The 24,174-nt window shown below is 58.1% G+C and carries 19 protein-coding genes; 10 read left to right on the plus strand and 9 right to left on the minus strand.

Annotated elements, in window-relative coordinates:
* Nucleotides 1-181: 181 nt before the first annotated feature.
* Nucleotides 182-2,140, plus strand: a complete 1,959-nt coding sequence (locus CAF63_RS18185; RefSeq protein WP_085687001.1) for an Ig-like domain-containing protein — start codon at nucleotides 182-184, stop codon at nucleotides 2,138-2,140.
* A 56-nt stretch (nucleotides 2,141-2,196) separates the two neighbouring features.
* On the opposite strand, the gene CAF63_RS18190 is transcribed toward CAF63_RS18185, so the two are convergent.
* Nucleotides 2,197-3,096, minus strand: a complete 900-nt coding sequence (locus CAF63_RS18190; RefSeq protein WP_085687003.1) for a LysR family transcriptional regulator — start codon at nucleotides 3,094-3,096, stop codon at nucleotides 2,197-2,199.
* 97 nt (nucleotides 3,097-3,193) lie between these two features.
* Between CAF63_RS18190 and CAF63_RS18195 the strand changes: the two genes are divergently transcribed.
* Both CAF63_RS18195 and CAF63_RS18200 read left to right on the plus strand, forming a co-directional pair.
* Nucleotides 3,194-3,556: a hypothetical protein gene (locus tag CAF63_RS18195; protein ID WP_085687005.1), complete on the plus strand. Its 363-nt coding sequence runs from the start codon at nucleotides 3,194-3,196 to the stop codon at nucleotides 3,554-3,556.
* A gap of 479 nt (nucleotides 3,557-4,035) precedes the next feature.
* Entirely contained in the window at nucleotides 4,036-4,407 is a 372-nt protein-coding gene (locus tag CAF63_RS18200) for a DUF6124 family protein (RefSeq protein WP_085687007.1), read from the plus strand.
* 191 nt (nucleotides 4,408-4,598) lie between these two features.
* Here CAF63_RS18200 and CAF63_RS18205 read toward each other — a convergent pair whose 3' ends face one another.
* On the minus strand, nucleotides 4,599-5,909 hold the full coding sequence (locus CAF63_RS18205) for an MFS transporter (protein ID WP_085687009.1): 1,311 nt from the start codon (nucleotides 5,907-5,909) through the stop codon (nucleotides 4,599-4,601).
* Nucleotides 5,910-6,079: 170 nt separating this feature from the next.
* On the opposite strand from CAF63_RS18205, the gene CAF63_RS18210 reads away from it, so the two are divergent.
* The 4 genes from CAF63_RS18210 (at nucleotide 6,080) to CAF63_RS18225 (ending at nucleotide 11,639) form a co-directional block, all read left to right on the plus strand.
* Entirely contained in the window at nucleotides 6,080-7,192 is a 1,113-nt protein-coding gene (locus tag CAF63_RS18210) for a sugar diacid recognition domain-containing protein (RefSeq protein WP_085687011.1), read from the plus strand.
* 229 nt (nucleotides 7,193-7,421) lie between these two features.
* Complete coding sequence (locus CAF63_RS18215; RefSeq protein WP_085687013.1) at nucleotides 7,422-8,561, plus strand: glycerate kinase; 1,140 nt, start codon at nucleotides 7,422-7,424, stop codon at nucleotides 8,559-8,561.
* Between the two features lie 223 nt (nucleotides 8,562-8,784).
* The gene (locus tag CAF63_RS18220) at nucleotides 8,785-10,410 is read left to right on the plus strand and encodes a methyl-accepting chemotaxis protein (RefSeq protein WP_085687077.1); all 1,626 of its coding nucleotides are present in this window, start codon (nucleotides 8,785-8,787) and stop codon (nucleotides 10,408-10,410) included.
* Nucleotides 10,411-10,451: 41 nt separating this feature from the next.
* Complete coding sequence (locus CAF63_RS18225; protein ID WP_085687080.1) at nucleotides 10,452-11,639, plus strand: pyridoxal phosphate-dependent aminotransferase; 1,188 nt, start codon at nucleotides 10,452-10,454, stop codon at nucleotides 11,637-11,639.
* Between the two features lie 139 nt (nucleotides 11,640-11,778).
* Here CAF63_RS18225 and CAF63_RS18230 read toward each other — a convergent pair whose 3' ends face one another.
* From CAF63_RS18230 to CAF63_RS18250, 5 genes are all read right to left on the minus strand, one after another.
* Nucleotides 11,779-12,747, minus strand: coding sequence for a D-glycerate dehydrogenase (locus CAF63_RS18230; protein ID WP_085687368.1), 969 nt, complete (start codon nucleotides 12,745-12,747; stop codon nucleotides 11,779-11,781).
* A 21-nt stretch (nucleotides 12,748-12,768) separates the two neighbouring features.
* Nucleotides 12,769-14,067: an MFS transporter gene (locus tag CAF63_RS18235; RefSeq protein WP_085687082.1), complete on the minus strand. Its 1,299-nt coding sequence runs from the start codon at nucleotides 14,065-14,067 to the stop codon at nucleotides 12,769-12,771.
* 58 nt (nucleotides 14,068-14,125) lie between these two features.
* Nucleotides 14,126-15,148, minus strand: coding sequence for a sugar kinase (locus CAF63_RS18240; RefSeq protein ID WP_085687084.1), 1,023 nt, complete (start codon nucleotides 15,146-15,148; stop codon nucleotides 14,126-14,128).
* Entirely contained in the window at nucleotides 15,141-15,923 is a 783-nt protein-coding gene (locus CAF63_RS18245; protein WP_085687086.1) for a sugar phosphate isomerase/epimerase, read from the minus strand. The genes CAF63_RS18240 and CAF63_RS18245 overlap by 8 nt, the downstream gene beginning before the upstream one ends.
* Nucleotides 15,924-16,096: 173 nt before the next feature.
* Nucleotides 16,097-17,125 carry a LacI family DNA-binding transcriptional regulator gene (locus CAF63_RS18250; RefSeq protein WP_085687088.1) on the minus strand — a complete coding sequence of 343 codons (1,029 nt, stop codon included), beginning with the start codon at nucleotides 17,123-17,125 and terminating at the stop codon, nucleotides 16,097-16,099.
* 224 nt (nucleotides 17,126-17,349) lie between these two features.
* Here CAF63_RS18250 and CAF63_RS18255 point away from each other — a divergent pair, with 224 nt between their 5' ends.
* From CAF63_RS18255 to CAF63_RS18265, 3 genes are all read left to right on the plus strand, one after another.
* A complete protein-coding gene (locus tag CAF63_RS18255; RefSeq protein WP_256574527.1) occupies nucleotides 17,350-18,153 on the plus strand; it encodes a hypothetical protein in 804 nt (267 codons plus the stop codon).
* A gap of 91 nt (nucleotides 18,154-18,244) precedes the next feature.
* Nucleotides 18,245-20,242 carry a hypothetical protein gene (locus tag CAF63_RS18260; protein ID WP_085687092.1) on the plus strand — a complete coding sequence of 666 codons (1,998 nt, stop codon included), beginning with the start codon at nucleotides 18,245-18,247 and terminating at the stop codon, nucleotides 20,240-20,242.
* Nucleotides 20,243-20,441: 199 nt separating this feature from the next.
* On the plus strand, nucleotides 20,442-22,685 hold the full coding sequence (locus CAF63_RS18265) for an autotransporter outer membrane beta-barrel domain-containing protein (RefSeq protein ID WP_085687094.1): 2,244 nt from the start codon (nucleotides 20,442-20,444) through the stop codon (nucleotides 22,683-22,685).
* A 75-nt stretch (nucleotides 22,686-22,760) separates the two neighbouring features.
* Here the strand turns inward: CAF63_RS18265 and CAF63_RS28505 are convergent, their stop codons facing one another.
* A complete protein-coding gene (locus CAF63_RS28505; protein ID WP_143492469.1) occupies nucleotides 22,761-23,243 on the minus strand; it encodes a hypothetical protein in 483 nt (160 codons plus the stop codon).
* A gap of 161 nt (nucleotides 23,244-23,404) precedes the next feature.
* Nucleotides 23,405-24,046 (minus strand): DUF1345 domain-containing protein, encoded by a 642-nt coding sequence (locus CAF63_RS18275; RefSeq protein ID WP_085687099.1) that lies wholly within the window; start codon nucleotides 24,044-24,046, stop codon nucleotides 23,405-23,407.
* Nucleotides 24,047-24,174: the final 128 nt, after the last annotated feature.

Below are 24,174 nucleotides of genomic sequence, written 5' to 3' on the forward strand. Positions count from 1 at the left end.
TTGCAGGCTACGGAAGTCCGGTCGAAGCAAACGCTCGATCCACAGATATAAAACTACACAGACAACCATTTGTCGCCACTGTCAGATCTGACAGTAGCGAACGGAATTCAGGATCAGCTCTTATTTCTTCTGAGACCGGAGAGTATCCGGGTGAAATCTTCGATGACTCAGGAGCGTTGCCATGAACACTGAAACACTGGAGCAACCAGATAGCGACAACGTTGTGCTTGCGTTGTATCCACCCGATCTGGTCGACAGCAACAAATCGGTCGTGGGGGCAGATTGTGGCATTGCCATCAATTACTACGACCTGACCCCTTTGGGGGCGAAAGTCAGGGTCGATCCTTATGTCGGGCAAGCTCCGGGAGACACTGTTTCTCTGAATTTGAACGGCGAACTGAATATCGCCAGTGATCAAACCCAGTCCACTGACGATGCAGTCATTCTGTACATCCCGAAAAACAAGCTGTTATCCGGTGCAGATATCATCAATGAGCTGACTTACACCGTGACCAGAGGCAGCCAGAACCAAGGCACCTCCGAACCACCGCTGCGAGTCCTTTATTACGGCATTCGACCCGGCAAGGAGAATCGCACTCCCGGCGGACCAGGCCATTCTGAGCTCAAGCTGATCTTGCCGCAGGATGTGCTGGACTATGGAATCGATGCGGATCGCGCCGAGCAGGGTGTACATGTTTGTTTCGAATACCCCTATTGTGGGGCGTTCAACACAATTCGCCTGAACTGCGACGGACATGTCGTATTCCGCAAGGTTACCGCGGATGAGGCACCCTTGACGCCGACAGCCGTACCCACACGAATTTGCCTCACGTTGACAAAAGCTGATCTTGAGCAGGTCAAGGATCATCCACAGGCCGTTTTCAACTTCACGGTCGACGATCAAGTCGGCAATGGGGCTGATCCGGATTCCCCATGGTCGGCCCCCGTGTTCGTGACTGTTGATATGCAGGGTACGCGTTTGACTGCACCTGATATCACCGAAGACCCGGATGATCCCAATGATGCTCCGGAGACCATCGACCTGAACAAGCTCGGCACCAACGACCTGACCGTCCAGGTACACGTACAGAGCCCGCCATGGACGGCGAATGACGTCATTCGTGTGAAGTACGTGGCAACGCCGAACTCCGGCGGCACGCCGGTGGAGCACTGCGTTGAGGCTCCCGTAGTGCGTATTCCGTTCGTGCAGAAATTGATGATTCCCAACGCCAAGGTCATTGCCGAAAGCGTGGTCAGTGTCAGTTACGAGCAAGTCAGGGGCGGGGCGGTCATCGCGCGATCTCGAGTGGCGATGGCGCGGGTCATTCTGGCGCCGATCATTACCGGGGCCAAAGACCTGGCCGGTGTTGTGTTGGAAAACGGCGGTTCCGTTTCCCACAACAAGATAATCCTTGAAGGGGCGGCACTTGCGGGCGCTGTATTGGAGATTCTTGATGGTGCGGCGGTTGTCGAGGAGGTGCGTACGGGCGCTGATTACAAATGGAAAAGCACAGCGATATCGATTGCTGTTGGGCGAAATGTTTTTACTGCCCGGGAAAAGGCAGGGAATCAGTTGGTTTCGGAACCTTGGGCGATTGAGCGGTTGGCGTTTAGCATGGATAGGACGCAGCTAAGGCTCGCGGGATTGTCGATCAGAGTTCCACAGTGGACAAAGACCGGCGAGGACTCAATTGGCAATATCGGCGTTCGGGTTCCAACCGGAGGGGTTAAGCCGTATGACTATGCATCGTCTGATCCGACGACCGCTTCGGTGACGGAGCAAGGGAAAGTCAGCGGGTTGAAGAATGGCGTGGCAACCATCTATGTCACTGATCAGGAGGGGACTACCCTGACTTATCTGGCAGCTGTCACCAACGTCTGGAAACTGCAGATCAGTGAACAGTTATATACCTTTCTGAACGCTGAAAAATGGATGCATACACTGGGAGGGCGTCACACCTACGACGGTGCAATCATGCAGGACCTCCTGCGAGTTTATGTAGTCCCGCCTCGTGCGTCCAATGTATGGACGTGTGGGACTTTTGGGTATTGGGGAGGGTACATCGCACCTAGTAATGGATTTCGTAGCACTACGCATTCAACTGCCCAGTGGACTTCCTGGTGCTTGACCGCTACCTGATTGAAGCGTCGTTTTCCATGGCCGGTGTGACGCTCGCCATGGGAATAACTGCGAGTTCATAGATTGAATGACAGGCAACGCTCGCGCAGAAACGCCTGCAACACCTTCACCCGCTCCGACACCTGCACCCGGTGCGGGCACAGCATATTGAACGGCACGCTCTCGCCGTGCCAGTCGTCGAACAGCGTCACCAGCCGCCCGGCGCGCACGTCTTCTGCCACGTCGAGCCAGGCCTTGTAGGCGATGCCGTGGCCGGCGAGCGCCCAGCGGCGGGCGACTTCGCCGTCATCGCTGAGGTAGTCGCCGCGTACTTCGACCTCGACCGTTTCGTCGTCACGATGGAAGCGCCAGGTGTTGTACGGCCGGCCATTGCGCAGGTAGAGCAGGGCGCTGTGCTCGCTCAATTCGGCCGGATTTTGCGGTGTGCCGTGGCGCTCCAGATACGCAGGGCTCGCGCAGGCCACGCGGCGATGGTCAGGCAGAATCGGCAACGCCACCAGCGTCGAATCACTCGGCACGCCAAAGCGCAAGGCCACATCCACCGTTTCGCGAAACAGATCCGCATGCCGGTCGTTGAGCAGCAATTGCAGCTGAATGTGCGGGTGCTCGCGCTTGAAATCGTCCAGCCATGGCAGCAACACATTGCGCCCGAAGTCCGACGGCGCCGCCAGTTGCAGCACGCCGCTCAGGCCTTCGGTCTGTTGCTTCAGCGCCTGCTCGCCCTCGGCCAGGGTGGCCAGTGCCAGGCGCACGCTTTCCAGATAACGCCGGCCTTCTTCGGTCAGACGCATGCTGCGGGTCGAGCGGGCGAACAGGCGGATGCCGAGGCGGGTTTCCAGGCGTTTCAACGCGATGCTGGCGGCGGCCGGCGTCAGCTCCAGCGCCCGGGCGGCGGCGGAGATGCTGCCGGAGTCGGCGGTGCGGACGAAGATTTCAAGGTCGAGGATTGAGCTCATTAGTAAAAAACCGTTGAAGATCCTTGGCGTTTTGCGGGATTTTTCCGGGATTGGCAAGCGCAGATACTGGAATCCTGAATAACCGCAGGAGACAGACATGACGTGGACATTCGATCATCTGGCCTTCAACACCGCTGACGGTCAGGCGCTGCAGGACGCTTTTGGTGGGTTACTGGGGCTGACGCCGGGGCGTCGGCCGCCGTTTCCGTTTCCGGGGCGGTGGTTGTATCAGGATGAGCAGGCGTTGGTGCATGTGATTGAGCAGCCCGCATTGGATGAGGCGGCGTTGAGTCATATTGCGTTTCGTACGGATGAAGATGCGGCGGTGGTTTTGAAGCGGGTGCAGGGGAGTGGGTTGCCATATCAGGTGGCACAGGTGCCGGAGGACGGGATCTGGCAGATTTTTGTGCAGATGCCGGGCGGGGTGATTCTGGAGTTGGATGCGAAAAGTAGTGCGTGATCCTCGTTCCCACGCTCTGCGTGGGAATGCCTCCACGGACGCTCTGCGTTCGGCTTTGGGAGGGACGCGGAGCGTCCCGGGCTGCATTCCCACGCGGAGCGTGGGAACGATCTGATGCGAGGGTGTTTAAGTGTGGTGTTTAAGCGACACGTTCGGACATGCACCCCAGGCTACACAACCTTGCGCCGTTGCCTACGACTAAGCCAGAATCCGCCGGCTTGTGCGCTCAAGGGCCGGGTTTTATCGTTGTCCCGTCGCTGAAAAACAGCGATCGGGTTTGGTAGCCCGGATCTGACTTGTTGCGCAATTCACCGTATTCGGACGCTCATCCGTCCGTGCTTTTATGGTGGCCATGCGTGGGGTGCTTTCGAGCGCGCCGGTTCTCCAAGTCACCGGTCTACCAACCCGTGTATGGCCACCACCTCTTCGTTTGGTAGCGAAGTTTGATGGCTCCATTTTTCTGATTTGGAGATTCAAACGTGATCAAACCAACACCCAACCCACCCGAAGCCGACACCACCTCACCCTACGAAACCCTCGATTCAAAGAAATTCCACGAAGCCGCCGAGCGCGCCCTCGACCACTACCTCAATCCGCTGCTCCCCAGAAAACCGCTGCTCAAACCCAACACCCGCTACCTCATCGCCCCCGGCATCGACAGCGAAGAACTGCTGGCCGATGCCTCTGAAACCCTGACCTGCGCCAAAACCATGGCCACTGACTTCGCCGGGCTGGTGGACGGATCGCAGCGGCATGTACTGCTGGGCATCGCGCAACTGATCATGCTGGGTGAACTGGCGGTGAACCGGGCGCTGGATAATCTGGAGTTGAAAACTGAAACGCCGCTCTAGCCAGATCATTAGCCTGATCGTTCCCACGTCGAGGCGTCGAACCGTCCGCGTGGGAATGCAGCCCGGGACGCTCCGCGTCCCTTTCAGAGCTGGAACGCGGAGCGTCCCTTGAGGCATTCCCACGCGGAGCGTGGGAACGATCTAAACGAGAAACGGCCCGTAATGGGCCGTTTCTGTAACTACGCTAAGGCTTAACCCCGCAACGTCCGCGTCATCCGCAACGCCAGCAGACTCCCGCCAACAATCACCCCCGCCAGCAGATACAACGCCGCATCGGTAGAGCCGGTGCTGTCCTTGACCCAACCCACAAGGTAAGGGCTGAGGAACCCGGCCATCTGCCCCATGGAGTTGATCAGCGCCAACCCACCTGCCGCAGCACCCGCGCTCAGCATGGCGGTCGGCACCGGCCAGAACATCGGCAGACCGGTCAGGGCGCCCATGGTCGCGATAGTCAAACCGAGAATCGCAATCGCCGGATTCGCCGCGAAGTTCACCGCGATCAATAGGCCGACAGCGCCCATCAACATCGGCACCACCAAATGCCAGCGACGTTCTTTACGCAAGTCCGCCGAACGCCCGACCACCAGCATGAACACCGCTGCCAGCAAGTAAGGAATCGCGCTCAACCAGCCAATCACCAGGTTGTCGCTGAAGCCGAGGTTCTTGATGATTGACGGCAGCCAGAAGTTGATCGCGTACACGCCGCTCTGGATGCAGAAATAGATCAGGCCGAAGGCCCAAATCGCCGGGTTCTTGAATACGGCGATCAGCGAATCGGAAGTAGTTTTCGGTTTGTTCGCCAGATCTTCGGCCTGATCCGCTTCCAGCACCGAACGCTCGTGCGGGGTCAGCCACTTGGCGTTGGCGAAGTTGTCGCTCAACAGGAAGTAGGCGAGTGCGCCCAGCACAACAGTCGGAATACCTTGCAGCAGGAACATCCACTGCCAGCCGGCGAGGCCACCCTGGCCGGCGGCGAAGTGATTCAGGATCCAACCGGAAAACGGGCTGCCAAGCAGGCCCGACACCGGAATCGCCGACATGAACAGCGCCATGATGCGGCCACGGCGGAAGGTCGGGAACCATTGCGAGAGATAGAGCACAACGCCCGGGAAGAACCCGGCTTCGGCGGCGCCGGTGAACAGCCGCAAGGTGTAGAACTGGGTCGGCGTGGTGACGAACAGCAGGCAGGTCGACAGCGTGCCCCAGGTGATCATCATCAGCGCGATCCAGCGCCGTGGGCCGAATTTGGTCAGCGCCAGGTTGCTCGGTACGCCGCACAGCACGTAGCCGATGAAGAAGATACCGGCCCCGAGGCCGTACACGGTTTCGCTGAACTTCAGCGCGTCGAGCATCTGCAGTTTGGCAAATCCAACGTTGACCCGGTCGAGGTAGTTGAACAGGTAGCAGATGAAGATGAAGGGGATCAAACGCAGGGTGATGCGTTTGTAGACGGCATTTTTGTCGTCAGCAATGGTCTGGGTTGCTGCTGCGCTCTGCGACATAGCGGCTCTCTCTTTATTATGATTTTTTGCGATGCAAAGGGTAACGTTGATCGCCCTGAGAGTCTCGGCCACCTTTGGCCGGATTGTCTTTGTGCCTGAGCACAGGGTTTGCCGGCAGACCCTGTGCGGGTGAACAACCGTCCGCGCCTGTTTTCAAGGATTTTCCCCTTATGTTCGAACTCGATCACGACCTCGCCCAGGACATCGTCGACCGGGCCATGGCCATTTTGCCGTACAACGTCAACGTCATGGACAGCCAGGGGCTGATCCTCGGCAGCGGCGAGCCGGAGCGGATCAACACCCGCCACGAAGGCGCGCAACTGGTGCTGGCCAACGGTCGGGTGGTGGAGATCGACGCGCAGACCGCCGTGCATCTGAAAGGCGTGCAGCCGGGGATCAATCTGCCGTTGCTGCTCGATCAGCGGTTGATCGGTGTGCTCGGCATTACCGGCGAGCCGGAGCAACTGCGCACTTACGCCGAACTGGTGCGCATGACCGCCGAAATGCTTGTGGGGCAGCGCAACCAGCAATCCGAGCAGCAATGGCGGCGGCAGCGTTGCGATGACTTGCTGGCGTTGCTGTTGAGTGAGGCAGGGGATTCGCCAAGGTTGGTCGATGAGGCCCAGCAACTCGGGCTCAAACCGCAACTGACGCGCGTGCCATATCTGTTTGAGCTGGGACTTGAACACGGGCCGGGACAAACCGTCGAGGCACTGAGTGCCTGGCTGATGTCGCGCTATCCCGACAGTTGGTGCGTGAGCTCTGCGAAGTCGTCGCTGCTGTGGTGCCGGCCGGCGAGTCAGAACGTTGAGCATGATCGCCTGCTGGAAAAACTCGATGGCCTGGGCTGGAACATCCTGCGCATTGCCGTCGGCGGGCAGGCCGATGGACTGACCGGATTGCGCCGCTGTTATCGGCGGGTCGGCGACTTGCTCGCCTATGGCCGCGAAGTGCTGCCGCGTTCACGGCTGCTGACCCTCAATCGCTATCGCTTGCCGGTGATGCTCTGGCGCCATCGCAACGATGATGCGCTGGATGAACTGCTCAAACCGTTGCGCAAGGTGATCGCCAAGGACAGCAACGGCCAGTTGCTCGCCACCCTGCGTAGTTGGTGCGATCACGACGGCCAGAGCCAAGCCTGCGCCGATGCCTTGGGGATTCACCGCAACAGCCTGCGCTACCGGATGGAGCGGATTGCCGAGTTGAGTGGGGTCGATCCGTTGAAGCTCGACGGCATGTTGGCGTTGTATCTGGGTGTGCAATTGCTGCCGCAGACTGACTGAAGTTTGTTCGGTGCCTTGGATAATGCTATCGCGAGCAAGCTCGCTCCCACAGGTGAGTACATTCCAAATGTGGGAGCGAGCTTGCTCGCGAAAGGGCCGGGACATTCAGCATCAATTCCAAAGCCTTTGTGAAAATGAACAATAAACGCCAATCCAACTTGTGCAGCGGACAGGCGTCAACGCGCAAGGCGACTGGCAGCATGAGGGGCATTGGAACTGGAGAATTCGCATGAAAATCGTCATCGCCCCCGATTCGTTCAAGGACAGCCTGAGTGCCCAAGGCGTTGCAGAAGCCATTGCGCTTGGTCTGGCGCAGGTCTGGCCGCAGGCGACGCTGGTCAAATGCCCGATGGCCGACGGTGGCGAAGGGACGGTGGAGTCGATTCTTGCCGCGTGCGAAGGCGAACTGCGCCGCACCCGCGTGCGTGGCCCGTTGGGGGCGGCGGTCGAAGCGGCGTGGGGCTGGCTGCCGCATAACCACACTGCAATCATCGAAATGGCCGAAGCCAGCGGTCTGCAACTGGTGCCGCCGGGGCAGCGGGATGCGTGCATCAGCAGCACGTTCGGTACCGGTGAACTGATCCATGCAGCGCTGGATGCCGGCGCACAACGGGTGATTCTGGCCATCGGCGGCAGTGCTACCAACGACGGCGGTGCCGGCGCGATGCAGGCGCTGGGCGTGAAACTGCTGGATGCTCAAGGGCAATCGCTGGTGCCGGGCGGTCTGGCGCTGGCACAACTCGCACGTCTGGAACTGAGTGAACTCGACCCGCGTCTGGCGCAAGTCCGCTTCGACATCGCCGCCGACGTCAACAATCCACTTTGCGGCCCCCACGGCGCCTCGTCGATTTTCGGACCGCAAAAGGGCGCATCACCCGCGCAAGTTCAACAACTGGATCAGGCCCTCGGTCACTTCGCCGAACTCTGCGCGCAGGCGCTAGGCAACGACGTACGCGATGAACCGGGCAGCGGCGCGGCAGGCGGACTGGGTTTTGCCGCCAAGGCGTTTCTCGGCGCACGCTTCCAGGCCGGTGTCGAAGTGGTCGCAGAACTGGTCGGACTGGCTGATGCAGTGAAGGGCGCAGATCTGGTCATCACCGGCGAAGGACGCTTCGATGCCCAGACCCTGCGCGGCAAAACCCCGTTCGGCGTTGCGCGGATCGCCAAGCAACACGCCGTACCCGTGATCGTCATTGCAGGCACCTTGGGCGAGGGTTATCAGGAACTCTACGATCACGGCATCGACGCGGCATTTGCCGTCACTAGCGGCCCGATGACCCTCGATCAGGCCTGCGCCGAAGCACCACGCTTGCTGCGCGAACGTGCCACAGACATCGCTCGCGTCTGGCGCATGGCAACTCCGGCCTGACCTGTCACTCATCATCTGAAACGACGGGTGTTTCACCGCTGAAACACCCGCAACACTTTGAAAAATATTTCATCTTTACCCGCAAACTTCCTCAAGCCTGGCCGATAAAGAAATCAGGCGCACACAACTTTCCAAAAACAGTGACGCCGGACTGAAGCCCGCCCCCATGGGCCAGTGATCACGGCATGGACGCTCGTAGTTTCAACTATCCGAGAGTCCTCCTATGTCCTTGCGTAATCTGAATATCGCGCCCCGTGCTTTCCTCGGTTTTGCCTTTATTGCCTTGCTGGTGATCGTGCTGGGCGTGTTCGCCGTTAACCGCATGTCGATCATCCGTCAGGCGTCGCTGGAGATGGAGTCGACGCAGTTGCCGAGCGTCACTCAACTCGCCGTAGTGACGGAAAACGTCCTGCGACTGCGCATTCTCTCGTTCCGCATTCTGGTCAACCGCGACCCTGCCGGTTTGCAGGAAGCCCAGACCCGCATCGGCGTGCTGGTGGACAAGGTACGTACCGCCCAGGCGAGTTACGCGGCACTGCCGGCCGGTTCGGAAGAACGCGCGCTGTATCAGACATTCGCGACGACCCTCGACAATTACCTGCAAGCCCAAAACCAGATGATGGATCTGTCGCGCCAAGACAAGGTCGATGAGATGCGTACCCTGATCAACACGAAGATCAAGGACGGCACCGACAAAATGGGCGAACAGCTCAACCAGCTGATTGCGATCAACTCGGCCGACGCGAAAACCGCGTCGGCCCAGGCCGGTGACCAGTACAGCGGCGCGATCACCGGGATCATCGTGGTGGCGGTGATTGCTGCGTTGCTGACCGTGCTGCTGGCCTGGCTGCTGACCCGCAGCATCGTCACGCCGTTGAACCGCGCCGTGGCAGCTGCGCAAAGCATCGCCGGCGGCAACCTGACCAAAGTCATCGAAATCGACGGCAAGGACGAACCGGCGCGCCTGCTCGAAGCCCTGGCTGCGATGCAGACCAACCTGCGCAAAACCATCGAACAGATCGCCGGCTCCGCCACGCAACTGGGCGCCGCCGCCGAAGAACTCAGCGCCGTGACCGAAGAAGCCTCTCGCGGCCTGCAACAACAGAACGATGAAATCGAACAGGCCGCCACCGCCGTCAACGAAATGACCGCCGCGGTGGAAGAGGTCGCACGCAACGCGGTGTCGACTTCCGAAGCCTCGAACCAGTCGACCCACGCCGCCCGCGAAGGTCGCGACCAGGTTGTGAAAACCGTCGACGCGATCCAGACCATGACCCACGACGTGCAGAACACCGCGCAAATGATCGAAGGCCTGGCCGCACAGGGCCGGGACATCGGCAAGGTGCTGGACGTGATCCGCGCCATCGCCGAACAGACCAACCTGCTGGCGCTCAACGCCGCCATCGAAGCGGCCCGTGCCGGTGAAGCCGGGCGCGGATTCGCGGTGGTAGCGGACGAAGTTCGGGCACTGGCCCATCGCACGGCGCAATCGACCCAGGAAATCGAAAAAATGGTCGCCGGCATCCAGAACGGCACCGGCGAAGCGGTTTCGTCGATGCAGCAAAGCAACCAGCGCACCCAGACCACCCTGGAAATGGCCCGCGCCGCCGGTGTTGCACTGGAGCAGATCACTCAATCGATTCACCAGATCAACGAGCGCAACCTGGTCATTGCCAGCGCCTCGGAAGAGCAGGCGCAGGTGTCCCGCGAGGTTGACCGCAACCTGGTCAACATCCGCGACCTGGCCACGCAATCGGCCGCCGGCGCGAATCAAACCAGCGCCGCGACCCACGAACTGTCGCGTCTGGCGGTGGATTTGAATGCGATGGTGGCGCGCTTTGTGATTTGACCTAGGGTGAAGGCTGGAGACCGCGCAATCAGGAGACGTACATGCGCTATTCAGCCTTGACCCAACGAATCGCCGGGGAGGGAGCAGCGGCCTGGCGGATTCACGACCGAGCGCTGGAGCTGCGCGCCGAGGGCATCGATGTGTTGCTGCTGTCCGTGGGCGATCCGGATTTCGATACGCCGCTGCCGATCGTCCACGGTGCGATCGACAGCCTGTTGGCGGGCGATACCCATTATTCCGACGTGCGCGGCCGGCTGGAGCTGCGCAAGCGGATTGCCGAGCGTCATCGGCGCAACAGCGGCCAGGAAGTGGATGCCGAGCATGTGATCGTGTTGCCCGGCGCGCAATGCGCGGTGTATTCAGTGGCGCAATGTCTGCTGGATCCGGGTGATGAAGTGATCGTCGCCGAACCGATGTACGTGACCTACGAAGGTGTTTTGGGTGCCTGCGGAGCAACCGTGGTGCCGGTGCCGGTTCGGCCGGAAAACGGTTTTCGTGTCGACCCGGTGGATGTTGCGGCGCGGATCACTCCCAGGACACGAGCCATTTTGCTCAACAGTCCCAACAATCCTTCCGGTGCGAGCCTGTCGCTGCTCATCTGGCAAGAGCTGGCGGCGCTGTGTATCCGTCATGACCTGTGGCTGATCAGCGATGAGGTCTACAGCGAATTGTTATACGAAGGAGAGCACGTCAGCCCGGCGAGCCTGCCGGGCATGGCCGAGCGCACCGCGACCATTAACAGCCTATCCAAATCCCATGCGATGACCGGGTGGCGGATCGGCTGGATGATCGGGCCGAAACCCTTGGCGGAACATCTGGTGAATCTGTCGCTGAGCATGTTGTTCGGGCTGCCGGACTTTGTGCAGAAAGCGGCGCAGATCGCGCTGGAGAAAGATCTGCCAGAGGTGACGCAGATGCGAGAGGAATACCGCTTGCGTCGGGATCTGGTGTGCGAACGCTTGCGCGGCTGTCCGGGGTTGTACCCGATCAAACCGGATGGCGGGATGTTCGTAATGGTCGATGTGCGCCAGACCGGGATTGGGGCGCAGGACTTTGCCGAGCGGTTGCTGGAAGGGTATGGGGTTTCGGTGCTGGCGGGGGAGGCATTCGGGCCGAGTGCGGCGGGGCATATTCGCATCGGGTTGGTGGTGGACCGGGTGAAACTGGCGGATGCGTGTTCGCGGATTGCGTTGTGCGCTGCGCAGCTTTTGCAACTGCGCAGCGCCTGATCGCTTTCGCTGATCGTTCCCCTGAGGGGGTACTCCTGATCGTTCCCACGCTCTGCGTGGGAATGCCTCCGGGGACGCTCCGCGTCCCATGTGACGCAGAGCGTCACGGGCTGCATTCCCACGCGGAGCGTGGGAACGATCAACGTGGGGGGGGCACCAGATTGGCGGGGCTTTCTCCCGCCAACGCCGCCAACAGATTCTCCACCGCACAACGCGCCATCGCTTCACGCGTCTCATGGGTCGCCGAACCCATGTGCGGCGTCGCCACCACGTTGTTCAACTGCAACAACGGCGAATCGTGATTCAACGGTTCGCGCTCGAACACATCCAGCCCCGCTGCGCGAATCCGGTTATGGCGCAAGGTGTCGATCATCGCCGCCTCATCCACAACCTTGCCCCGTGAGATGTTGATGAAGATGCTTTCCGGGCGCATCAACGCAAACTGCTTGGCGCCGATCAGGCCTTCGGTCTGCGCCGTCAGCGGCAACGTCAGACAAATGAAATCCGCCTGCTGCAACAGATCCTCAAGACTGCGGTACTGCGCATCGAAACGTTCTTCAACCTTCGGCTTACGTGACTGGCTGTGATAGATCACCGGCATCCCGAACCCGAAATGCCCACGCTGGGCCAACGCCTCGCCAATCCGCCCCATACCGATGATGCCCAAGGTCTTGCCGTGAACATCGGTGCCGAAATGCGCCGGGCCGATGCTGCGATGCCAGTGGCCGCCGCGCACCATGTTCGCCAGTTCCACCACGCGCCGGGCGGTGGCCAGGATCAGTGCGAAACCGGTGTCGGCGGTGGTTTCGGTGAGCACGTCGGGAGTGTTGGTCAGCAGGATCCGGCGCCGGGTCAGGTAGTCGATATCGTAGTTGTCGACGCCCACCGAGACGCTGGAAATCGCTTCCAGTTGCGGCGCCAGATCAAGCAGCGCCGCGTCCAGTTTCAGGCTGGCGCCGAGCAACCCGTGGGCGCCGGGCAGGGCGTCGCGCAGTTTCATCAAGCCGTCGGCGTCGAGGCTGTCGATCAGTGTCACATCGACCTGTTCCTCAAGGCGCGCCATCAGCACCGGTGACAGTTTTTTGTACAGCACAACCTGCTTTTTCATCGCAGTCATCTCTCTATCAATTCAGGAATGGGCCGGCAGCGGGCGCGGTGCGACACGCTTGGCCGTCACCCGGTCGCTGGCGCCGGGCTTGAGGAAAATCGTCAGCACCACCGAGAGCATCAGCGCGCCGCTCATCAACAGGTACGAAGCACCGGGCGAGCCGGTGGAGCTATTCAGGTAACCGACCAGATACGAGCCGCCGAAAGAACCAAGGGCGCCCATGCTGTTGATCAGCGCCATGGCGCCACCGGCAACGTTGGCCGGCAGGATCTCAGGGACGATGGCGAAGAACGGTCCGTACGGCGCGTACATGCAGGCGCCGGCGATCACCAGCAGCGTGTACGACCACCAGAAATGCTCCGCGCCCAAAGCGTAGGAGCCGTAGAACGCCACCGAGGCAATCAGCAGCGGCGGCCAGACGAAGCGTTTGCGCTTTTGCAGTTTGTCCGAGCCCCACGACACCAGCAGCATGCCGATCACCGCCGCCAGATACGGCAACGCCGACAGCCAGCCGGCTTCGATCATGTCCATCTGCGCGCCAGCCTTGAGGATTGACGGCAGCCACAGCACGAAGCCGTAGACGCCGATGCTCCAGCAGAAGAATTGCAGCGCCAGAATGATCACCTTCGGCGAACGGAAGGCTTCGGCGTAGTTCTTCACCGCTTTGATCCCGACCTGTTCGGCGGCGAGAGCGCTTTCCAGATCGTGCTTTTCCTGGTCGTTGAGCCATTTGGCCTGGGCCGGACGATCATCGGCCAGTTTCCACCAGATGAATGCCCAGAGCACCGCCGGCAGCCCTTCGATGATGAACATCCAGCGCCAGCTGAAATGCTGCACCAGATACCCCGAAACCACCGACATCCAGAGCATCGTTACCGGGTTGCCCAGTATCAGGAAGGTGTTGGCCCGCGAGCGTTCGGCGCGGGTGAACCAGTGACACAGGTACACCAGCATTGCCGGCATCACCGCCGCTTCGACCACGCCAAGCATGAAGCGGATGACGATTAGCCAATAGGCGTTGGAGACCACACCGGTCAGCGTGGCGAGCCCGCCCCAGAGGATCAGGCTGACGAAGATCAGTTTCTTCACACTGTGCTTTTGCGCGTAGATCGCTCCGGGCACCTGGAAGAAAAAGTAACCGAGGAAGAACAGCGCGCCGAGCAGCGAGGACAGGCCTGGGGTGATCATCAGGTCCTCAGCCATTCCGGACGCAGCAGCGAATCCGTAATTGGCGCGGTCCAGGTACGCCAGGCTGTAGGTGATGAACACGATCGGCATGATGTACCACCAGCGGCGGGTGGCGAGGGTTGCGGTTTTCATGGTCTTGCTCCTGAGCTTGTTGTTTTTGTCGCAGCAGGTTCAAAAAATGTTGAGTCTGTTACGCCCCCTTCGCGAGCAAGCTCGCTCCCACAGTGTCCGTGGCGTACACAAGACTTGTGGGAGCGAGCTTGCTCGCGAAGGCGGCCTCGAATTCAGCGATGAGTTCGGATCGGGTCGGCAAACCCTCCATATCGCCACGGCTCTGCACCGCGCGGCTGCCAATCCAGTTGGCGCGTCTGACCGCCTCGGGGAAACTCTGATGCTCCAGCAGGGCGCTGATCATCCCGACCGCAAAACCATCCCCGGCGCCGACCGTATCGACCACGGTTTCAACCGGCACCCCGGCGACAAACCCCTGATCCAGATGCGTGCGGTAATACGCACCCTGCGGCCCGAGTTTGATCGCCACGGCTTCGGCACCCTGATCGAGATAGAACGCCGCGATATCCGCTGGGTCTTCAAACCCGGTCAGCAACCGACCTTCGCTCAACCCCGGCAACACCCAATGGGCGAGGGCGGCTAGCCGGTTGATCTCGCGGATCATCTCCTGCTCGCTGCCCCACAGGCTCGGGCGCAGGTTCGGATCGAACGACACACTGCGTCCGGCGTTGCGCATGCGGGTCATCAGTTCTCGGGACATTTCCCGCGCCGAGGCAGACAGCGCCGGCGGAATGCCGGTGGCGTGCAGATGCCGGGCGCTTAACAGCGTCGGGGTGATCGACTGCGACGACAGATGACTGGCCGCCGAGCCGCGACGGAAGTACTCGACCGTCGGATCGCTGCCGTCATCGTTGCGCGATTTGAGCTGGAAACCGGTTGGGTGAGCGTTGTCGACTTCGACATGGCTGCAATCCAGACCTTCGCGAGCCAGGGTTTCAACGACAAATCGTCCCAGCGAATCGGCTCCGACACGGCTCAGCCACGCGACCTTGAAGCCCAGCCGGGAAAGTCCGATGGCCACGTTGCTGTCGGCCCCGGCAATCCGTTTGTGAAACTGCTCGACCGAGGCCAGGGCGCCGCTCTGTTCAGCAACAAACATGGCCATGGTTTCGCCAAACGACAGAATATCGATCTCAGACATGAGCAGGCTCCAGGCGGGATTGGCCGAGGCGGGCGAGGGCGGCGACGTGTTCGCTGGTGAGTTGCACCAGGTCTTCGCCCTGTAACGGGTATTCGGCGGCGCGCATGACCCCTTGGGCCATGTGCCGCAGCAGTTGTTCCCACAAATGCAGGTCAGTGGCGGCCGGCGGCACGGCAACCAGTTTGCCGTCGGCGCGGCGGGCCACGGCTTTGCAATGCACGTAGCCGACGTGGCGGCCCAACAAGCGTGCGGCGCTGGTGGCGGACTGGTCTTGCCACTGCCAGTTGCCAATGTCGAAGGTCATCTTGATCGGCAGGTTGTGCTGCTCGACGGCAGCGAAGAAACGCTGGAAGGGTTCGATCCGCCCGCCGTGCAGTGTCTGGTCGTTTTCCACCAGCAGTTGCACCGGGCTTTGCGCAAGGATTTGCCCCAGTGTTTGCAGATCGTTGTTGTCGGTGAAAAAGCCAAGGGAAACCTTCAGCCACTTCGAGCCGAACGCTTCAGCGTTTTGCAGCGCAGTGATGAGTTCGGGATTGGGCCGCGACTGGCCGGCCAGCCACAGTTCGGTGGGCGAGGAGTAGATGCTTTGCAGGCCTTCAGCCTGTGTAGCTGCGGCGAGCTGTTCAGGAACTTCGTTGGTCAGCAGTTCTTCGCGCCACTCGATGCGATTGGCGCCGGCAGCGGCCAGCACTTCGAGGAACGAAGCCTGACCACGACGGCGAACGAGGTCGGCGCCGTAGCTGGACAGACTGATGGAAACGGCAGGTTTATTCATTGTTATCTACCTCTGAAACCGGTTTCATTTTTGTTCAAAAAAAACATCAAGTTGTGCAGCGCTCTTTCGGGCCCCTTCGCGGGCAAGCCCGCTCCCACACTGTTCGTGGCGAACACAGAGACTGTGTATGAAATTGGGCCTGTGGGAGCGGGCTTGCCCGCGAATAGGCCGTGTCAGTCACCACAAAATCCACGGGTCGAACCCCGTTCAATGAGCATCGGCGCAAAATCCAGTGTCCGCGCTGCCTCGATATCCCCACGCAACCGCTTGAGCAAACATTCAAACGCCCGCGCACCAATCTCTTCCGTTGGCTGGGCAAGGGCGGTAATCCCGCTCCCCACCAACGGATACCAATCCAGATCATCCAGCGCGATCAAACCGACATCCTCGAACAGCCGGCAGCCAATCTCGCGCAAGACCAGAGTGCAGGCCAGCGCCGCCACGCCATTGGCGCAGAACAGGGCTTTCGGGCCCGAATCAGGTGTGTTCAAAAAGGTTTGAAGATCGTTCGCAAGGCTTGGGCCGGTTTCCAGCACCGCGCCACGCATGTCTTCGCGTTGGCCAATCTGCTGCTGAAAACCGCTGACCCGCTCGATCCGTGAACTGGTGCCGTCATACGGTTCGGTGACGAGCAGTACATCCCGATAGCCGCGTTGCTGAAGATGTTCCAGCGCCATCTCGATGGCTTGCGGGTTGTCCAGTCCGACCATATCGCTGTCCAGCTTCTCGACCTTGCGATCCACCAGCACCAGCGGCATTTCCCGCTTCAACTCATCCAGCTCATCCCGGTGATGGCCCAGGGTGTTCACGATCAGCCCTTCGATGTTGTACGAGCGCAACAGCGCCAAGTGCTGGCGTTCCTGCTCGTCATCGCGGTCGGTGTTGCACACCACCAGGCTGTAACCGTGCCGGCGGCAGGCGGTTTCCACACCGTGCATCACGGCAATCGAATAAGGGTTGCGGATATCGGCCACCAGCATGCCGATCAGGCGTGTGCGGCCGCGTTTCAGGCCTCGGGCCATTTGATTGGGGCGGTAGCCGAGTTCGGCAATCGCCTGCTCGATGCGCTGGGCAATGGCATCGGAGAGCAGGGCACGGTCATCGCCGATGAAGCGCGAGACACTGGCCTTGGACACGCCAGCGTGTTCGGCGACGTCAAGCATGGTCACGCGGCTGCGCTGGGCGGCGGAGAAGTCATTCATAGGGGTGGACCTTGTTTTTATGTCATGAAACCGGTTTCAGGAAACCCGTTTCTCGGCTCTTCGTCAAGTCAGAAAAACTGCTTCTTCACAAGGAAAACCGACCGACGGTAGAAAGACCTGTCAGATCTGACAGTTGGCGAGCGCTTCGACGCCGCGTTTAATCTGGTCAGCGTTCAGTCAATGCAACATCTGACATTCAGCCGTGTTCAAGAGAGACTTTGCTCATGATCTCAAGTGATCCGTTGGATTTTGATCCGCCGCAGGTTGACGGCGTAGAAGACCCGGCAATCGATCCGGAGGGATTGATTCCGCTCGAGTTACTCCTTAAGGGGATTGACGTTGTCGTGCCCCTCTGGGATGAGCCGGCAACCGATCCCGGGGAGCGGGACATTCTGACTGTGAACTTTGTGCAGCCCGGCCAAACCCCGGTAAAAATCCCGAACATCTACCGACCTGAGGATATGCTGCCTCAGTTCAGGATACATATCGGCCCCGAGCACCTGTTGAATGATGGCGTCGGGGAACTCTGGTATGACCTTTTAAACACGGCCGATAATTCATCCAAATCACAGCGGCGGAATTTGACGATTGATCGCGTGCCTGTACCGATCGATCTGGAAGGTGTCGAATTTTTAAATAGCGATATTTGGGGTTACTACAACTGCCAAACCACTCCGCCGATTTGGGAAGGCATACATCTTCGTGTTCCTCCATTAACTTTATTTAGAACAGGCGATCGATGTGAAGTGACCTGGCGAGGGTACTCTTCGCTAAATGGCAGCGACCCGGAGATCGTTGGCGCGAGATGGGTAAATATACGGAATAGTCTGACTGACAAGGACATTCGTGAAGGATATCCGCTTTTAGTGGAGCCCTACGATGCACATATAAAACCCATGGAGAGAGAATCATCAGCCACTGTCATTTTTCAAATTTATCGCGGAAGCAGACTAGTAGGGGCGTCCAAAGTCGCACTGGTAAAAATTGACAGAATTATTCCAGGTCAAGAAATGCCCTGCGGCCCTTGATGTTTGACGGTAAGTTAGTTTTGAGCAGCACTGTTGGGAAAAGTAATTGAAAATATAACGTCTTGATTAATTTAACTGCGGGAGTTTTAAAATGAACAGTCGGGTTGAAAAAGCTATATTGTCCAGGAGGATTTTACTTCAGAAAAGTTACGGCGCAGCTGGAGTGTTCGCAGATCCTCCAGCCGTCGACATTCCTGTACAAACGCTGCCTGCAGGCGACTTGCGTATTCCGGTTCCAGCGCTTGGCGCGCCACTTGTATACACCATCCCAAGGCCAACTGAACCAGAAGATGAAGATGATCTGATCGAGTTCAAAATTCGCGTAAAAGGCACAATCCCCTGGTTGGACATCGAACCCATGCAACCGCTGGGGCCGATTGCCGATCGCCAATGGCCTTTGCAAAAAACCATTCCGTTAACGCCATGGATGACCGAAAAAACGACACCGGAGACTCCAACAGAATACGAAATTCAATATATCTACTGGTACGGTGCGGTCAACGAAGGCAAGTCGGTGATTAAGACATACGCCATTGACCGGACGCCGCCTTACAGAGTCAAAGACCCGGCTTCCAATCTTTCTCCCAAGGCGGCCAATTATCCGGCCTCCATCCCGCCGGGCAGCATCATCGATGAAAAGGTCATCGCGGATAATCCGGACGGTATCGTGTTGACTGCTGCGGCTTACAACAATTATCACGCCACGGACGAATTGTGGGCCTGGTTTGGCAAGGCTCCGGATACGGTGCGTGACGAGCCGGTAGTTAAAGTCACCTTGCCTGCTTCCCGTGAATTTACGATTCCTATCAAAAACTACGCTGACGCTGAAGAGGGTAATAACACGGTTGTTTATCAAGTAACGGATCTTGCCGGCAACAAGGGAAAAATCTCGAATCCCGTCTCCCGTGAAATCAGACGGATTGCCGATCCGACGGAGTTTAAAAATCCGGTCGTGCCACTGGCTGAAGACGGCCTGATTGACCTGGCCGACTGCAGTCTGGGCGTTACTCTTGAGGCCGAAGTGCCTGTTCCGAATGCGCCAACAGACACCTTGGCGGCTTATTGGGGTAGTGAGGAGTTGGGTGAGAAACCCGTCAGTGGCGCCGTCGGTGGAAAGCTGACCTGGGATGTACCCTATGACAAGATCAAGAAGGTATACGGCAATACCGACGGTGATGAAGAAACCGAATTCAGTTATGCCATGTTCAGAGGCGATCGACATATTGGTGGCAACAAGGACACGACCCTTGTCAATATCTCCTACTTAGGCCCTGTCAATCCCGATGAGCCCGATCCGGTCCACCCTGATTTTGAGCAACCTGTACTGCAGTTTGCGGGCGGTAGTACAGACAAGGTAGAGGAATCGGACTACGGGAATGATGCTAAACTTTCTGTCAAGCTGTTCGCGGCCCCTCCTGCCGAAGAAGGATGGAAAGCTACGATCTACTATGACGATGAGTTGGTGAAAACCTTCGAACTGCGGGGCGGTGATGAGGGCAAAACGCTAGAGGCGCCTTTACTCTGGAGCACTATATTCACTCACGGTCCAGGCACCAAACCTGTCCACTGGATACTTCATAGTGATAGCAATCCCAACCCGATTTCCTGTATTCCAAAAGATATTCCTGTTGCTGCGTTTCCAATCCAGACACCGGCACCTGAAGTGCAAAATCTTGCTGGCCCACTGAAAAGAATCGGTTGTACAACATTGAACTGGGGAACCGGTGACGGAACTTCTCGCCGGAACTTGCAAGTCATCATTCCGAAAAGTGGCTACACCGTTCCTGGCGAGAAAATTACGTTGAGTTTCGCTGCGTATACTGATGCCACTCCTCCGGTACTGGTTCCAGGGACGGAGATTACAGCAGAGCTAGACGTACCTGATCCTTATCCAGAAGCAGGCGCAACCATTGAAATTGGTGTGTATGCAACACACTTCAAACCAGCCAATCGGGCAAACGGAGTGCTGTCTTATACGATTACTCGTTCGGGCACAACACCGACTCCCGATTCAGCAGAGGCGCAGCATTTCATCCTGCTGACAAACAGCGAAGGACAGTACTGTGACGAAGTTTACCCCGCACCTTAAAGCGGGCGGCAGACAGTGTGGTCGGGGAGCCGGGCATGCTGTCTGCTGTTACTCTGTTCACCGCAAAGTTTTATGGTTGGCTTTTCCGACAAAGAAAGAGATTAATCCTACATAAATTTACGCTACTTCAAGCTAGCTTAGCGACCCTCGTTTTCATGGCCCTTTCCCCGTGGCTCGTTTTAAATAACAGGTGTTCACTATGCAAAGAAAAATATCGAATGTACTTCTACGCGATATCCATTGGGGGATAGTGCTTTCATCTGTTCTAGCTCTGTTTTCGCAAATCGCCATCGCAGGAAATCTGATCGGAGGGACTACAACGATTACTGGAGGCACTCCCGAGGACTGGACGCTCAGTTCCAATGCAACCTTGAATGTCAATGGTGCTGACACCTTGTTTATCAACACGGATGCTTCAGTCCTCAATGTCAATGCGGGTAATACTCAACAAATTGCTGCCCGCAATGGTTCACAGGTTAATCTGAGCGGCGCGAACGTTTCAGGTGTAAGTGGTTTGGCAGCGGTGACACTTGTCAACAGCGATGGCAGCATCAAAAACAGCACGATCAATGGTAATCGGGTCGGGCTTCAGGTTGTGCGTGATGCAAGTACCCTGACCGGATCGACTGCCACCGTAAGCGGCAAAAGTGTTATAACCGGCGTGACGGGCGGCGCATTGGTCAGCGCGTTCAGTCGTCTGGATATTGTCGACTCAACCCTTCAGGCAACGGGTGCCAGCAGTTACGGGGTGCGCCTGGCGAGCGGTCAGGCAACGGCAACGGACAGCACAATCATAGGAGGACAATACGGCGTAATCATTGGGCTGGACGGTAACTCCGTGCAGCCTGCGACACTGACCCTTACCAAGACAACCGTTGAAGGCGTAACGGGCTCCGCCATTCTGGTCGACTTCGCCAACGCTGGATCGTCCAGAGCGACCATCACTCTGGACAATGCGAATCTGGTGGCAGGCAACGGCACAATACTGGATGTACGGGGCGGTGCAACGGCCTCGATGAAGGTGAATAACAGTACCTTGAATGGCAATGTCATCAATGAAGCTGGCAGCACCGCTGAATTGGTATTGCAAAACAACTCGGCGCTGACCGGGCGTTTGGAAAACGTTTCTCATGCAACCATCAACGACACATCTCGTTGGGTTCTGGTGGGCGATGGCCAGATTGAAAACCTTACTTTGAACGGTGGCACCGTGCGCTTCGGCGATGACAATGCTTTTTATCAATTAAACGTCGGACGACTGGCGGGAACTGGCCGTTTCGAGTTGGGCACTGACTTCGCCACGGGTCAGACAGACTTGCTGAATGTGACGGGGACAGCGACGGGGCGCCATGAGCTCGCAATCAGCAGTTCCGGTGTTGATCCGGCGGCCGGTCAACCGATCCGGGTGGTGCAGACTGCCGGGGGCAATGCAGAGTTCTTCATGAATCGTCCGGTCGACCTTGGCACCTACTCATACGGTCTGGAAAAAAACGGCAATGACTGGATTCTTGATCCAACAACCACAACGGTCAGCCCTGGAGCGCGTTCGGTGTTGGCATTATTCAACACTGCGCCGACCGTGTGGTATGGCGAACTTGCCTCACTGCGTTCGCGCATGGGCGAGTTGCGTTTCAACGGCGGGCAAGGTGGTGCCTGGGGGCGTACCTATGGCAACAAATACAATGTCGCCGATGCCTCAGGTGTCGGCTACCAACAAACCCAGCAGGGTTTTACGTTAGGCGCTGATACTCCACTGCCATTTGGAGACGGACAATGGCTGATCGGCGTGATGGCAGGGCACAGCAAGTCGGATTTGAACCTGGATGGCGGAACTTCCGGCACGGTTACAAGCAATTATCTGGGAACCTACCTCACCTGGATTGACCCGCTCAGCGGTTATTACGTTGATGGGGTACTCAAGGTGAACCGCTTTCGCAACAACGCAAAAGTCAGCTTGAGCGACGGTGGCAGGGCCAAGGGCGACTATGACAACACGGGGGTGGGTGGTTCAGTCGAGCTGGGGCGGCACATCAAACTGGATGATGGCGTTTTCATTGAGCCCTACACCAAGTGGTCCGGCGTGGTCATTGAGGGCAAGCATTTTTCCCTGAATAACGACATGCAAGCCGATGGCGACCGTACTCGATCACTCCTGGGCGAGGCCGGCATGACCGTGGGACGCACATTTACGCTCGAACGCGATTTGAAAGTTCAACCCTACGCCCGTGTCGCGATGGTGCACGAGTTCGCGAAAAACAATGAAGTCAAAGTCAACAACAATGTATTCAATAATGACTTGTCGGGGAGTCGAGGTGAACTGGCTGTTGGCGTGGCAATTGCCATGACCGACCGCCTGCAGGTGCACTTTGATGCGGACTACAGCAGCGGGAAAAATATAGAGCGGCCAATAGGCTTGAATATCGGTGCCCGTTATAACTTCTAGACAACGCTGTAATGAGAGATCAATAAAAAAGGAAGCCAATGCTTCCTTTTTATTGCGTGCCAATATTCATGCGTCTCAAGCAACCTTCAAATTCTTTTTGAATCCTGCGCTATAGACATCACCGTGCGCACTGAAATCCAGGTTGACCAGCAGCTCTGCGTCTTCTTCGTCCTGATTCAGCAGTACGACATTTGTTAATTTTCCCGAAAAAATGCCTTCTTCATTGTCAAATGCCAACGTAGCGACTCCGCTTTTCTGCGAATAAATCAAAGGCTCTGTCGATACAGTGTTGTCGACAAAGGTGATACGAACCTGATTGGACTCTGGCGTGACAATGTATTCATCATTCGCCAAACTTCTACCGAACGAAATATGGATTTCTTTTGTTTTGTAGCTCGGGTGTGGTTCTCGATGCCGGGCAAGCATGACCAAAGTTGAACCAAATGGAGGGGGAAATACTTTTGATGTCAGCTCTACCAGTTGGGCATTGAATGGCTTGTCAGCGCCAACGGTTCCAGAGCAATTACCGGCCTTGGGAATGCTTTTGATATTTTTCATAAAAGTTGTCTCTGCATTGATGACATTGGATATCCAGGTAATGGAACTTCCCGGATTCCCTATCAGAGCGCTTAAGGCCGACGTTTGTAAACTGTCATACCTGACAGTTTACAAACGTCGGAAAAGGTGAAGCATCAGTGCTGTTCATGCAGTATTTTTTGTCAACCAAACAACCCTGCCGCAATATTGATCGAGAACCCAAGAATCGCCGTGTTGAACACAAACCCGATCAACGACTGCGCCAGCACGATCTTGCGTATTTCCCGCGTTGCCACACCCACATCAGCTGTCTGCACCGCCACGCCGATGGTGAACGAGAAGTACAGAAAGTCCCAGTAATTGGGCGTCGTCAGGCCTTCGGCAAAGCGCAGAGCCGGTTCCTTGCCGTCCCAGGTGTAAAACAGCCGGGCGTAGTGGACGCTGAAAATCACCCCGATCAGCAGCCATGAGCCGATGACCGTCAGCGCAGTAAAGCCGTAGTGCAGGAGTTTGCGGGTGGTTTCCAGATCCTTGCTGCCGGCCAGCTCCAGAGTGATGGCCGCCAGGCTGGCCAGCGCCGCAATACACACCACAAACAACACCAGCCCTGCGTTTTCATCCTCGATGACGGCAATCTGCTGGACGTCCGGCGCCTTGGCCCGGGCGGTGAGCCAGAGCATCAGCGCCAGATAGGTCCAGACCCCGGCATTCCAGCCGATGAGGATCTTGCTGATAACGGAATCGGCGGGTGCTAGCAGGCCCACGGCGAGACCGAGCAGGAAGGCGGCAGAGAGGCGAGGGTGGGTGCGGGCGAGGAAGCGCATGGGAACTCGATGGGCCAGGGTGGTTCAGATACCTTAGCCCAGCGCTGGCAGGTGTGAACATAACGCTGGATGTTTGCAAACCTCTGTGGGAGCGAGCTTGCTCGCGAATGCGTCCGGTCAGCCAAAAT

Source organism: Pseudomonas sp. B20(2017) (assembly GCF_002113125.1).
Taxonomy (GTDB): Bacteria; Pseudomonadota; Gammaproteobacteria; order Pseudomonadales; family Pseudomonadaceae; genus Aquipseudomonas.

What these genes read in the sequence shown, in the direction of transcription:
- CAF63_RS18240 (WP_085687084.1), bottom strand. Translation starts at nt 15,148, where the DNA reads ATGTCTGAGATCGATATTCTGTCGTTTGGCGAAACCATGGCCATGTTT.
- CAF63_RS18190 (WP_085687003.1), bottom strand. Translation starts at nt 3,096, where the DNA reads ATGAGCTCAATCCTCGACCTTGAAATCTTCGTCCGCACCGCCGACTCC.
- CAF63_RS18260 (WP_085687092.1), top strand. Translation starts at nt 18,245, where the DNA reads ATGAACAGTCGGGTTGAAAAAGCTATATTGTCCAGGAGGATTTTACTT.
- CAF63_RS18245 (WP_085687086.1), bottom strand. Translation starts at nt 15,923, where the DNA reads ATGAATAAACCTGCCGTTTCCATCAGTCTGTCCAGCTACGGCGCCGAC.
- CAF63_RS28505 (WP_143492469.1), bottom strand. Translation starts at nt 23,243, where the DNA reads ATGAAAAATATCAAAAGCATTCCCAAGGCCGGTAATTGCTCTGGAACC.
- CAF63_RS18205 (WP_085687009.1), bottom strand. Translation starts at nt 5,909, where the DNA reads ATGTCGCAGAGCGCAGCAGCAACCCAGACCATTGCTGACGACAAAAAT.
- CAF63_RS18225 (WP_085687080.1), top strand. Translation starts at nt 10,452, where the DNA reads ATGCGCTATTCAGCCTTGACCCAACGAATCGCCGGGGAGGGAGCAGCG.
- CAF63_RS18265 (WP_085687094.1), top strand. Translation starts at nt 20,442, where the DNA reads ATGCAAAGAAAAATATCGAATGTACTTCTACGCGATATCCATTGGGGG.
- CAF63_RS18275 (WP_085687099.1), bottom strand. Translation starts at nt 24,046, where the DNA reads ATGCGCTTCCTCGCCCGCACCCACCCTCGCCTCTCTGCCGCCTTCCTG.
- CAF63_RS18215 (WP_085687013.1), top strand. Translation starts at nt 7,422, where the DNA reads ATGAAAATCGTCATCGCCCCCGATTCGTTCAAGGACAGCCTGAGTGCC.
- CAF63_RS18230 (WP_085687368.1), bottom strand. Translation starts at nt 12,747, where the DNA reads ATGAAAAAGCAGGTTGTGCTGTACAAAAAACTGTCACCGGTGCTGATG.
- CAF63_RS18185 (WP_085687001.1), top strand. Translation starts at nt 182, where the DNA reads ATGAACACTGAAACACTGGAGCAACCAGATAGCGACAACGTTGTGCTT.
- CAF63_RS18220 (WP_085687077.1), top strand. Translation starts at nt 8,785, where the DNA reads ATGTCCTTGCGTAATCTGAATATCGCGCCCCGTGCTTTCCTCGGTTTT.
- CAF63_RS18235 (WP_085687082.1), bottom strand. Translation starts at nt 14,067, where the DNA reads ATGAAAACCGCAACCCTCGCCACCCGCCGCTGGTGGTACATCATGCCG.
- CAF63_RS18250 (WP_085687088.1), bottom strand. Translation starts at nt 17,125, where the DNA reads ATGAATGACTTCTCCGCCGCCCAGCGCAGCCGCGTGACCATGCTTGAC.
- CAF63_RS18195 (WP_085687005.1), top strand. Translation starts at nt 3,194, where the DNA reads ATGACGTGGACATTCGATCATCTGGCCTTCAACACCGCTGACGGTCAG.
- CAF63_RS18255 (WP_256574527.1), top strand. Translation starts at nt 17,350, where the DNA reads ATGATCTCAAGTGATCCGTTGGATTTTGATCCGCCGCAGGTTGACGGC.
- CAF63_RS18210 (WP_085687011.1), top strand. Translation starts at nt 6,080, where the DNA reads ATGTTCGAACTCGATCACGACCTCGCCCAGGACATCGTCGACCGGGCC.